The sequence below is a fragment of the Trichocoleus sp. FACHB-40 genome (assembly GCF_014695915.1).
Lineage (GTDB): Bacteria > Cyanobacteriota > Cyanobacteriia > Cyanobacteriales > FACHB-T130 > Funiculus > Funiculus sociatus.
This window is the reverse complement of record NZ_JACJPF010000094.1, coordinates 1-11,182: the sequence shown is the minus strand read 5'-3', so window position 1 is coordinate 11,182 and position 11,182 is coordinate 1. Positions and strand designations below refer to the sequence as shown.

Sequence of the window (11,182 nt, the reverse complement as noted above, 5' to 3'; positions counted from 1 at the left end):
ACCCTAAATTCCACCAGACTCTTTGTGTAGCATAGCCGATGCTAGTGGGTACACTCAGCAACTATGGTGCGATCGCTCATTGGCTACTGGCTCCAGCCAATTGCTACCCCTGCCCAAATTGCAAGTACCTAGGCAAACTTACTGTTGACTAATTAGACTGGTAAAGGAAACCCAATCCCTAACCTCTACTCCTGTCAACATCAACGGCAAATATAGCATTTGCATTTCAGTATTGGCGAGGATAGCGATCGCTCCTACCCAGCCGCTACAAAGAAAGTCAACTCAGAGTATTCCAGCCGTAGATTGTGTTCAAGCATAAAACCCAACGTATACCAATAGTTGCAACCCTATCGTCACACTCAACTAGGCAACCTGTAAGGGCTTTGTAGGAAGAATTCTGGGTTCTGGTAGTGGTTTATCCTCCTCAGTCAGCATCTCCACAAAAGCCTCAATTACTTCCTGACCATTTTTGGCAGCTTCCTCATAAGTTCTACCATGCGTATGAAACTGCTGCCAGGGAAACTCAGGCAAGTGAACTAAGAAGAGCTGATCCTCCTCTGACCATTGAATCACCATGCTGTAGCGATAGCTCATTCTTCACCTTCCTCGTTTTCAATCACTTCTAGCTTTTTCAGCACCCGTTGAATGCTTCTTTCTAAATATACCGGAGCATCATCCCCATCCTTGCCTGGGATGGTTAGGGGTTCTTCGGGTAGCAACGGATGTTTCCAATAAGTATGACTTCCTTTACCCCGGCCTGGTTGAAGGACGTATCCAACTTTTGCCACCATAGCTTTCAATTCCCTTATTTTCTTTGGCATTAGCCCTTACCGCCAACTTCTTGTTTATTTTCTCTGCTCGTGGGATCTCCTATCCCCATAAGTTGAGTTGACACAAGGAAACCTAACATCTACTCCCATCCAACATCAACGCCAAATTCTATGTCCTCCTCTGCCCCCACTCAGCTTCATAAAGACTTGATGCTTCGAGATTACGCTAGGAAGATAGCAAACCCTATAAATTCAGCATGGCGAGGCGAGACATCTACCACGATACAGTTAAGCGTGCCTTACAAAAGGATGGCTGGACGATTACCCACGATCCATTTCCATTGCAAATAGGCAAGAAGCGCTTATCTGCCGACCTCGGTGCAGAACGTCTCATTAGTGCCGAAAAAGGACTCCAAAAAATTGTTGTTGAAGTCAAGAGTTTTGTGGGACAGTCTGATGTCAAGGATTTGGAGCAAGCTTTGGGGCAGTATGTCCTCTATCGCCAAATCCTTAACGAAATGGGTATAGAACGAATTCTCATCTTGCCGTTTCTCGTCCTACCTTCAACAGCGTATTTACCATAGAATTAGGACAAGTTCTGCTAAAGAACCAAATTATTAGGTTGATTGTCTTTGATGAGGAAAGTGAGGCGATCGCGCAATGGATACCCGATTAAACTACCGAGACATCATTAAAAAAATACTACAAGAACACGCCCAATATCGAGCTTCCCTGCCTGACAGTTATGATTCCCAAGTTCTATTTGATGATGAACGAGGACGCTACTTAGTTTTAGATATTGGTTGGAATGCCGACAAGTATTTACACACTACGCCGATTCACGTAGATTTAATTGATGATAAAATCTGGATTCAATATGATGATACCGAAGAAGGTATTGCTACCGATTTACTAGAAGCAGGCGTTCCTAAAGAAGATATTGTACTTGGGTTTCGCCATCCCAAAATACGGGAGTATACAGGCTTTGCAGTGGCTTGATTGTAGATTCAGTTAACCCAGGAAACCCAACATCTACTCCCGTCCAACATCAACGCCAAATGCAGCGATCGCATTTCAGGATTGGCGAGGATAGCGATCGCTTAATTTATCAATCGCGCCAGATCCTAATTGGTAAGCATCGGAAATGCACTCGGTAAAGATGGCATTCAAGTCGAATCCAGGGAAAAATTGACTCTGCTGAACTAAAATGTAGCCCTCATCCTGAAACTGGTAAATTTCAATTTTCTGTCGGCGGATGATCCAAAGTTCACTGACTCGATAGGGCAGATAATCATTAACGCTGGTGAATGAAGTAATATCACACTCAATTGCCAAATTGGGTGGCGGATCATTACTCCAGTCAATTCGACGTTTTCCCACTACTGGTAACTCACCGATATAGAAAAAATGGTCAGGGATGACACCACTATGCTCAGGCAAATCCATCGTGGTTTCATGGTAAGAGTCGAACTTCAGCCCCCGATGGCGTAGCAACACCTTTACCATGTCCACGATAATGTCGAGTTGCTTACCATGTTTAGGCAAAGGAACCATGAGTAATAGTTCTCCATTGCGGTACTTGATGCGAGGGGAAGTGCGATCGCCTAAATGTTCAAGCATTGCTTGATAATCCTGCCAAGTTCCAGGGACTCTTACCACTGCCCCTGCTGGCAATTCGATGGCATCAGGTTTAACGATCACGTTAATCATCGGCAGCCTGCTCGATCACTTAAGAATTATTATCGCTCTTTAGTAGATGTTAGGTTTCGCAATGCACAACCAGCCTACAGGCGATATTCGATCTGCTTGCCTTTACTAGCGCGATCGCACTGCACTGCTCACCCACTATCCATCTTGCACTTGATCTCAGAAACTCGTAGATGGAGCCATTACATCTTGACAAACTCCTCTCAAAATGAGAGCATGAAAGAACAATTTATATATTTATCGCATATGAAAGTAAAAACAAATGCACCTCATTTCGATTCGCAACCTCCGCGTTGATGCTGCCCAGTACCCCGATGTCAAAAAGCAAATCGACGCATGGTACGCAACCGTCAACAAGGCAGAATGGCAAAACTTGGAGGATGTTCGTAAGATTTACCGAGATGCTGAAGCCGTTGGCAACTTCACTGTCTTCAACATCAAAGGCAATGGCTATCGCTTGATTGTCGGTATGGACTACGAAGACCAAACGGTTTACTACAAATACTTTTTAACTCATGCCGAATACGACAAGAGCAACTGGAAAAATGACCCTTACTTTTGATCAAGCCGCTTATCGCAATCTACTAGCAGAAGTCGCTCCCAAAGTGATTGAGACACAAGAGGAGTACGATCGCATCTTGGCAGTGACAGAACGGCTTACGTTTGCGAAAAACCGAAGTCCAGAGGAGCGAACTTTGCACAAGTTGCTAGTGACGTTGATTGAAGCGTATGAGGCACAGAACTATCCGATGGATCAAGCTGCACCTCATGAAATTCTCCAACACATCCTAGAATCCAGTGGTACTCGTCAAGCTGACTTGGTGGGTATTATTGGATCGAGTGGCGTAGTGTCCGAGGTTGTGAATGGCAAGCGCTCAATTAGTAAGGCACAAGCCAAGGCGCTTGGCGATTACTTTAAAGTATCGCCGACGCTGTTTATCTGATGCTTCTGTCAAATTATTGAGCTTGATATTAGACGGATAAATCTTGCTGAACCATTGGAAAAATACTATCCATCATCCCAAAATCTTGCTTGGCTGGATGTGTTTCACTTAATTGCGATCGCATTTTAGGATTGGCGAGGATAGCGATCGCATTAATGATACCAGCGACGAGGAAGTATAAAACTGGTGGGTTTCCTTGGTCAACCACAACCTACGGACGATATGCGATCGCACTTCTTGTCCTCCCTTTTTAAGGAGGGCTAATAAAAGTTGTACATAGCGTAGTTTAACAAAATCTCCTGATTTTGGATATTGAAACTCAGTTATAAATATTATGCAGAGATTGCTGAGAATGAGTTTCATCTTTATGAGGTTGCGATCGCTGAAGCTGCTCTTAGAGTTAATAGTTGCCTCTATTTAGGGAGATTAAGCCAGTGAATTCAGATATCGATCTTTTCTCACCTGTAAAGCTTGGCCCTTACACGCTTGCCAATCGAATGGTGATGGCACCAATGACTCGTTTACGGGCAATTGAAAGCATCCCAAACTCGCTGATGACCGAATATTATGCACAACGGGCGAGTGCAGGACTGATTGTTACCGAATGTACAATGGTTTCGCCCCTTAGCCTGGGATACATGAACTGTCCGGGCATTTACTCCTCAGAACAAGTTGCGGGTTGGCGGCTGGTTACGGATGCGGTACATGAGAAAGGAGGGAGAATTTTTCTGCAACTGTGGCACTGTGGACGGATTTCCCATCCTTCTTTACTAGGTGGGGAGTTGCCAGTTGCACCAAGCGCGATCGCGCCTGTCGGAGAACTGCACACCCCTGTAGGCAAGGTGCCAATGGAAACACCCCGCGCTTTGGAAACGCCCGAAATTGCAGAGATTATCGAGCAATTCCGCAAAGGTGCTGAAAATGCGATCGCTGCTGGATTCGATGGAGTTGAACTTCACGGTGCTTTTGGCTACCTGATCGAGCAGTTTCTTCAAGATGGCACCAACCAGCGCACAGACGAATATGGGGGTTCAATTGAAAACCGCGCCAGATTTGTTCTAGAAGTTGTCGAAGCCGTCGCAAGTGTCTGGGGTGCAGATAGAGTGGGGATTAAGCTTTCACCGAGTAACACATTTTACGGGATGTACGACTCAAACCCAAAAGCAACCTTCGGTTATGTAATAGATGCCCTCAACAGCTTTAATCTTGGCTATCTCCACCTGATGGAACCAAATGAAACTGATTTGGCAAGCCGCGATGTTCTGAACCCGATAACACCTATCTTCCGCCCGATTTACAAAGGAACTTTGATTACCAATGGCGGCTACGATCATCCGAAAGGAGATAGTATTCTTGCCAGCAAAGGTGCAGATTTGGTTTCCTTTGGCAAATTGTTTTTGGCAAATCCTGACTTACCAAAACGTTTTGAAGTGAACGCGGCTTTAAATACGCCAGATCCGAAGACATTCTACGCCCCAGATGCAAAAGGATACACCGACTACCCATTCTTAGAACTTCAGCACAATTAACATAAGGGTAAGGATGACATCGGGGAAGCCCAATCTCTACCGTGAGAAGTATTGACGCAGTTTCATCTAACTTGTAAAAACTGGACGAGAGTGATCGCTTGTTTCGACAGCGAAAGCACTGACGGATACGCCACCAACAAGGGAAAGGGAGAAAGCGATCGCACTATGGCTAAACCCGTAATTATGACAGTTGATGATGATCCGGAAGTCCTCAGAGCGATCGCCCGCGACTTACAGCGAGAATATGGCGATCGCTTTCGCGTGTTGCGTGCCGAGTCGGGAGCAGTAGCACTGGAAGCACTGCAACAGCTGAAACTCCGCAACCAATCCCCGGCGCTGTTTCTAGTAGATCAAAGAATGCCGCAAATGTCCGGCGTAGAATTTCTCGAACAAGCACTCTCACTATTCCCAAATACAAAACGCGCCTTGCTCACCGCCTATGCAGACACCGATGCAGCCATTCGCGCCATCAACACAACCCAGATCGATTACTACCTGATGAAGCCTTGGGACCCGCCAGAGGAAAGCCTGTATCCAGTTCTAGACGATTTGCTCGATGACTGGCTGGCAAGCTTCCGGCCGCCCTTTGAAGGCATTCGCGTGATTGGGAACCGCTGGTCGCCCCATTCCCATCAACTTAAAGACTTCCTAGCTCGAAATCAAGTGCCTTTTGAATGGTTGGATATCGAGTTATCACAAGAAGCACAACAACTCATTACCTACGCCGACTGTCATCAGCGACACCTGCCCCTCATCCTCTTCCCCGACGGTACGAAAATCGAAAAGCCAACAAACATACAAGTTGCCGAGAAAATTGGGTTACAGACGCAAGCTGGAAAGCCATTTTATGACCTAATTATCGTTGGTGGCGGCCCCGCAGGCCTAGCCGCAGCAGTCTACGGCGCATCGGAAGGGCTGCACACCGTAATGGTGGAACGAGAAGCCCCAGGCGGACAAGCAGGGACAAGTTCCCGCATTGAAAACTATCTCGGCTTTCCAGTCGGTTTAAGTGGAAGCGATTTGGCGCGGCGTGCAGTGACACAGGCGAGACGCTTTGGCGTGGAAATTCTCACACCCCAAGAAGTAACAGGCATTCGCGTCCAAGACCAGTATCGTTTTATTACCTTCGCAGATGGTAGCGAAATCAGTTGTCACGCCCTGATTCTGGCGCTTGGCGTGTCGTGGCGACGGCTTGATGTGCCGGGGCTTGACCGTCTGACTGGGGCAGGTGTTTACTATGGTGCAGCGCAGACAGAAGCGCTATCTTGTCAGGATGAAGATGTTTACATCATTGGTGGGGCAAACTCAGCCGGACAAGCGGCGATGCACTTTTCTAAGTACGCCCGCCAGGTGACGATGTTGGTGCGCGGCGACTCTCTAACTAAGAGTATGTCTCAGTACCTGATTGACCAGATTGAGGCGACACCGAACATCACAGTACAGGTGCATTCCAGCGTTGTTGAGGCAAAAGGCGAGACGAGTTTGGAAGGTCTTACCATCGCCAATACTATGACTGGGGAAATGCAAACTGTTGCGGCTACTTCCCTGTTTATTTTTATTGGCGCAGTACCGCGAACCCAGTGGTTAGATGGCACCATTATGCGAGACGAGCGTGGTTTTATAATAACTGGGCCAGACTTGAAACAGGATGGACACCGCCCGAAGGGATGGACGCTGGATCGCGATCCGTTTTTGCTGGAAACGAATATTCCGGGTGTCTTTGCAGTGGGCGATGTGCGTCATGGTTCGGTGAAGCGGGTGGCTTCGGGAGTCGGCGAAGGTTCAATTTGCGTTCAGTTTGTCCATCAATATTTGAGTAAAGTTGTGTGATGGAGAATTAGCTGGCTCGAAAAAGTAATGCTTTTCCAGGCATTCAGGGAAGCATTAACGTGTTCACCCTTTCATCAACGCCCTAAAATAAACCATACAAGCGATCGCTCTGTTGAAGAATGTTTGCGATCGCTTGACAATTACAAATAGCGGTTGGAAGGCTAGCGATCGCGCTGGTGTCTGCCTACAGCAAAAGATAACCTATGCGATTGAGCGATCGCTGATTCGCTAAGTTATGTTTATTGCCTTGTCTTCTCGAATATCCTTTAAGCTACGTTAAAGGTACATGAGCAAGAATACTGAATTGCATGTTGTCAATACTCCTCTTGTTAGCTGGAGCGGCGTTAGCCTTCTGTAGTGTTTGGATACAAATGCAGCAGCGTGAGCAGGAATGGCTGCGACAGAAGTTGCGTAGGTATGAGAGCCTGAGTTCCAAAGAAGAGCAAGAAAGGCAATTAGCTTCAAATATTGCCGAGCTTGAAAGGCAAGAAGAATTTTTAAATACTCAAATCAGTAATCTTCAGCAGGAGTCGCGTGAGCTTGATGCAAAAGTTTATCTTCAGGCTATAGATTATTATGAACCAAAATTTGATTTTATAAAGTCTAGTCAGTATGTAATTCATCTGAAAAATTTAAAGTTAGATCAGGAAAAAATGCGAAAAGATGGCAAGGCATTTATTAGTAATGTTAAGTTGACATTGGATGGCAATCAAAGAAAAGGAGATAAAATGATCAAAAGCCTTCTTAACTTAATAAAAGAAGCTTTTGAAACTCAATGTGACTATGCGATACGAGAAGTGAAGTACAATAATGTCTCCAATTTAGAAAAGAGGATTATCAGTACCTTCAACAAATTAAACAAACTGTCAGAAGTAACTTGTTGTGAAATTTCGCAAGGATACTTGAAGTTGAAGGTAGAAGAGCTGTATTTAAAATATGAGTTAGAAGAAAAACAACAAGAGGAAAAAGAAAAAGATCGTGCCATTCGGGAACAGATGAAGCAAGAGGAGAAAGAGCGTATCAAGCTTGAGAAAGCAAGGCGGGAGGCTGAAGAAGCTAAACAGATAGAAAAGCAATATGAAGAAGATATTGAAAAAGTACGTCGAGAAATGGAACAAGCGGCAGGTACACAACTCGATGATTATCAACGTCAAATTCAATATTTACAGGAGCAACTTTCTAAGGCTCAAACTAATACAGAAAATAAAGAAAAAAGCGTCTCAAACTTTAAAAGACTTAAATCTGGTTACATTTATGTAGTTTCCAATATTGGTTCTCTAGGACGAGACGTATATAGAATATTTATGACTAAAAATAATAACCCAGATGTATATGTCAAAACAATGAATCCTGCCGTTCCATTTCCTTTTGATGTTCACTTTAAAATTTATTCAGAAGAGGCTTCAGAGACAGTAGAGTATTTACATCAGCAGTTTAATAATAAAAGAGTGAATCTAGTTAACGAAAGAAGGGAGTTTTTTAATGTGCGATTGGATGAAATCGAGCAAGCCGTACAAAAAATTTGTAGAGAGACTGGAGCTTTGAGGATTGAAAAATTTGAAAAAGTGCCCCAAGCTCTTGAATATCGTAGAACTCAAGCCGCTGAGCGAAGAAGTGATTATCACACAACCTTAACCGATGCCTACGTACAAGAAGAGGGTGAAATAGCTTGAGAATAGGAACGAAATCAACAACCTACTAAACTTTAATAAGTTATAAAGAGCGAATGATTCTGAAACCAATATTGTGAGACTGTTGGTTTATATTGCTATGCCAACGAGAAGCAGAGCGACAGCGAAGGGGTTCATTACGCCACGAACCACCACGCATTAGACGGGTTTGATTATTACTGCAATCTATCCAAGCCTCTCCTGTTATAGGTGCATTATCATAACTCTCATGCCAATGATCTAAGCACCATTCCCAAACGTTACCGTGCATATCGAATAGTCCAAAAGCATTAGCTACTTGAAAGGTGCCTATTGAATTAGTTTTTTCACGATAAATTCCTTTAGGTTCTGAACCATAGAGATAACGACCATCGTAGTTAGCTAGATCGGAGGTGATAGTTTCGCCAAAGTGAAAAGGGGTTGTAGTTCCAGCACGACAGGCATATTCCCACTCTGCTTCAGTAGGAAGACGATACTCGTGACCTGTTGTTTGAGATAGGCGATCGCAAAACTCAACAGCATCATGCCAAGAAACTTGGGTAACAGGGTGACTTTTGCCTCCAGGACGCGATGGGCGAAGATTGAGCTTTTGATGGACTTCTGACAAAGCAGCTACTTCTCTCCACTGTGCTTGTATAATAATAGGGTACTTGCTTATTAAAAATGGTTTGACTGTTACTGAATGTTGAGGTCGCTCATTGGAGTATCGCTTTCCTTCAGATTCCGGCGAACCCATCGAAAATTCTCCTCCTGGAATGTAGACCATCTCTAACGTCACACCGTTGCCAATATCTTCAGTTAAGTAGTGGGCTTGTCCTCGACGACGGCTGATTTCTTTGCCTTGGATATCTACCATCACAACTGTAAATTCAAAAGCTTGAGTACCAGGAATTGATGGGATGATCAACTTCGTATCTTGTTGTTCCTCCAAGCCTTCTGTACTTTGGCTGGGAGTAGAAAAGATAGGCAGATTCTCCTGCTGATTAGCGAATCGTGACTGGGTTGGACGCTCTAAACTGCGGCTGCTGTATGCTCTTGATGGAAGGCTTTCGCTCGGAACCGTAGGTGAAAGTTCAACCGATGAAGATGGCGAAGGAACTTGTTCATATGGTGAATTAGAAAAGCTAACTGAATTTTGAGTGCTTTTCCGCTCGATCCGTTCAATCGCCTTCCTTGCTTCCGCAATTTGTTCCCTCGATGTAGAAGCCTCAATAACCTGCCACCATAGGTTCTTTGCTTGTCCAAAATCCTCTTCCAGTTCCGCATCTTTAGCCAGATCTAGCAGAACAACGATGTCCTCTTTCGTAGCGCAGTTTGATAGCAAGGGATAATGTATCTTGGAAGCTGGTTCAATACGAATCCGTGGAGTTTGGTTAACCCGTTTATTGTTCTGATGGTTCAGCTCTTGGACGCGATGTTGCAGGTAGCGTTCTAGCTTATGGGGAAGTGTATACCGTTGCAAACCTTCAACTAAAGCATAAGTAAATGTGCCGTTTCCTAAAGCATCAATTTCATAAGATAACTGACCATAATCACATGAGAAAATCGTTGTGATGCCGCGCTGCTGGGCAACTTCAAGGGTTTTTTGGGAAGTCGTACTGCTAAGACTCCGACTACCCACTTGTTCTCGGCAACTATCCAGAATGAGGACAATTTCAGCTTTCTGATGCTGTCGCAGAGCGGCAATGACCTCATCCACTGGAAGCGCTATTTTGAGGTCAATGTCCTCTAGAATGCTGTCACTTGTAAGCAAGTAATCCCGCCCATTCCTGCTAATCCCATGTCCACTGAAGAAGAACCAAAACCGATCTACATTGCCTAAGCGCTTCGGGTGCAAATCCCGATTCAACAGTTTTAAGAGATTAGAGCAGTTCGGGTAGGTTTGACTACCTTTATACTTCTCATCCCCCAAACATAGGAGCAAATGATCCAACGGAAATCCAGCATGATTGGTGAGGAACGTTGATAGCTGTTGGGCATCATTAGCAGCATATTTTAACTGTCGTTCAGGATGGTGTTCGTAGTGATTAATGCCGATCGCGACCGCCCAATTATTCGCCATTTCAATTCTTTTGTTCAGCCCTCTTGAACTTCAGGGTAATTGCCCCTTTCCCGTTCATTTCACTACTGCAAGCTCCCAGTAAATTTACTTGACCCTTGCCATTAATCTCGACGGCTAACGTCACCTCATCCAACTGCATCCCGAAATTTCCACCAGCTTCCTGTTCTGCTTGCTGAATCAATTGCCCCACCACACGCATCGTTCGGTTCCACTCCTGCTTAAGCTTCTCAGGATCGATAGCCTTGGACTTCAATACCGAAACTTTCTCAACCAGCTCTTCTCCCCTTCTCGCTAGATCTTGACCCCAGCCCTTTGCTCCCTCAATAGTTTCGTCTGCAACATCATCGCGAGTTACAATCCAGATGGGTTCGTCAGTCATGAGCATTCTGTCACTTGAAACTTGCCTCCTTTATTGTATTGTTTCTAAATGTACTCGGATCGATAGATGTAGAGAATGAATGATAGGAGTACTCACAGCATTATGCTTTCCATTATCTAGATGATGATCGCGGTGGGAGCATCCCGGTTTTGCGCTTTTGAGCATCAAACGGATATTGATCCGTTAAGGTAGGCGCACCGAAGCTTAAGCATTTGATTAACATTTTTCATCAACCACTGCGCTCCTGAAATTTTCAACCTTCTATCAATTTGTTTTACTGCCGACTCTACA

The 11,182-nt window shown here is 44.8% G+C and carries 12 protein-coding genes and 2 pseudogenes; 7 read left to right on the top strand and 7 right to left on the bottom strand.

Features of this window, described 5'->3' with window-relative positions; all coding sequences use genetic code 11:
- Nucleotides 1-363: 363 nt before the first annotated feature.
- Both H6F63_RS20420 and H6F63_RS20415 read right to left on the bottom strand, forming a co-directional pair.
- Nucleotides 364-594, bottom strand: a complete 231-nt coding sequence (locus H6F63_RS20420; RefSeq protein ID WP_190639310.1) for a type II toxin-antitoxin system HicB family antitoxin — start codon at nt 592-594, stop codon at nt 364-366.
- The gene (locus tag H6F63_RS20415) at nt 591-821 is read right to left on the bottom strand and encodes a type II toxin-antitoxin system HicA family toxin (protein WP_190639309.1); all 231 of its coding nucleotides are present in this window, start codon (nt 819-821) and stop codon (nt 591-593) included. The genes H6F63_RS20420 and H6F63_RS20415 overlap by 4 nt, the downstream gene beginning before the upstream one ends.
- A gap of 206 nt (nt 822-1,027) precedes the next feature.
- Here H6F63_RS20415 and H6F63_RS20410 point away from each other — a divergent pair.
- Both H6F63_RS20410 and H6F63_RS20405 read left to right on the top strand, forming a co-directional pair.
- A pseudogene (locus H6F63_RS20410) lies at nt 1,028-1,446 on the top strand (element excision factor XisH family protein).
- Nucleotides 1,431-1,769: a XisI protein gene (locus H6F63_RS20405; RefSeq protein WP_190639308.1), complete on the top strand. Its 339-nt coding sequence runs from the start codon at nt 1,431-1,433 to the stop codon at nt 1,767-1,769. The pseudogene H6F63_RS20410 and the gene H6F63_RS20405 overlap by 16 nt, the downstream one beginning before the upstream one ends.
- Before the next feature lie 75 nt (nt 1,770-1,844).
- Here the strand turns inward: H6F63_RS20405 and H6F63_RS20400 are convergent, their stop codons facing one another.
- On the bottom strand, nt 1,845-2,480 hold the full coding sequence (locus H6F63_RS20400) for a Uma2 family endonuclease (protein ID WP_190639307.1): 636 nt from the start codon (nt 2,478-2,480) through the stop codon (nt 1,845-1,847).
- Nucleotides 2,481-2,739: 259 nt separating this feature from the next.
- Here H6F63_RS20400 and H6F63_RS20395 point away from each other — a divergent pair, with 259 nt between their 5' ends.
- Entirely contained in the window at nt 2,740-3,039 is a 300-nt protein-coding gene (locus tag H6F63_RS20395) for a type II toxin-antitoxin system HigB family toxin (RefSeq protein WP_190639306.1), read from the top strand.
- A complete protein-coding gene (locus tag H6F63_RS20390) occupies nt 3,023-3,421 on the top strand; it encodes a transcriptional regulator (protein ID WP_190639305.1) in 399 nt (132 codons plus the stop codon). Before H6F63_RS20395 ends, H6F63_RS20390 begins: the two co-directional genes overlap by 17 nt.
- 28 nt (nt 3,422-3,449) lie before the next feature.
- Here the strand turns inward: H6F63_RS20390 and H6F63_RS20385 are convergent, their stop codons facing one another.
- Nucleotides 3,450-3,629, bottom strand: coding sequence for a hypothetical protein (locus H6F63_RS20385; RefSeq protein WP_190639304.1), 180 nt, complete (start codon nt 3,627-3,629; stop codon nt 3,450-3,452).
- 226 nt (nt 3,630-3,855) lie between these two features.
- Between H6F63_RS20385 and H6F63_RS20380 the strand changes: the two genes are divergently transcribed.
- The 3 genes from H6F63_RS20380 to H6F63_RS20370 all read left to right on the top strand — a co-directional run bounded on the left by H6F63_RS20380 (nt 3,856) and on the right by H6F63_RS20370 (nt 8,453).
- Nucleotides 3,856-4,950 carry an alkene reductase gene (locus H6F63_RS20380; protein ID WP_190639303.1) on the top strand — a complete coding sequence of 365 codons (1,095 nt, stop codon included), beginning with the start codon at nt 3,856-3,858 and terminating at the stop codon, nt 4,948-4,950.
- A 165-nt stretch (nt 4,951-5,115) separates the two neighbouring features.
- Complete coding sequence (locus H6F63_RS20375; protein WP_190639325.1) at nt 5,116-6,780, top strand: FAD-dependent oxidoreductase; 1,665 nt, start codon at nt 5,116-5,118, stop codon at nt 6,778-6,780.
- Nucleotides 6,781-7,088: 308 nt separating this feature from the next.
- On the top strand, nt 7,089-8,453 hold the full coding sequence (locus H6F63_RS20370) for a DUF4041 domain-containing protein (RefSeq protein ID WP_190639302.1): 1,365 nt from the start codon (nt 7,089-7,091) through the stop codon (nt 8,451-8,453).
- Between the two features lie 40 nt (nt 8,454-8,493).
- Here H6F63_RS20370 and H6F63_RS20365 read toward each other — a convergent pair whose 3' ends face one another.
- The 3 genes and pseudogenes from H6F63_RS20365 to H6F63_RS20355 all read right to left on the bottom strand — a co-directional run.
- Nucleotides 8,494-10,512 (bottom strand): SUMF1/EgtB/PvdO family nonheme iron enzyme, encoded by a 2,019-nt coding sequence (locus tag H6F63_RS20365; RefSeq protein ID WP_190639301.1) that lies wholly within the window; start codon nt 10,510-10,512, stop codon nt 8,494-8,496.
- Nucleotide 10,513: 1 nt separating this feature from the next.
- Complete coding sequence (locus tag H6F63_RS20360; protein WP_190639300.1) at nt 10,514-10,891, bottom strand: hypothetical protein; 378 nt, start codon at nt 10,889-10,891, stop codon at nt 10,514-10,516.
- Between the two features lie 164 nt (nt 10,892-11,055).
- Nucleotides 11,056-11,182, bottom strand: a pseudogene (locus H6F63_RS20355) (ISKra4 family transposase); the annotation flags it as partial.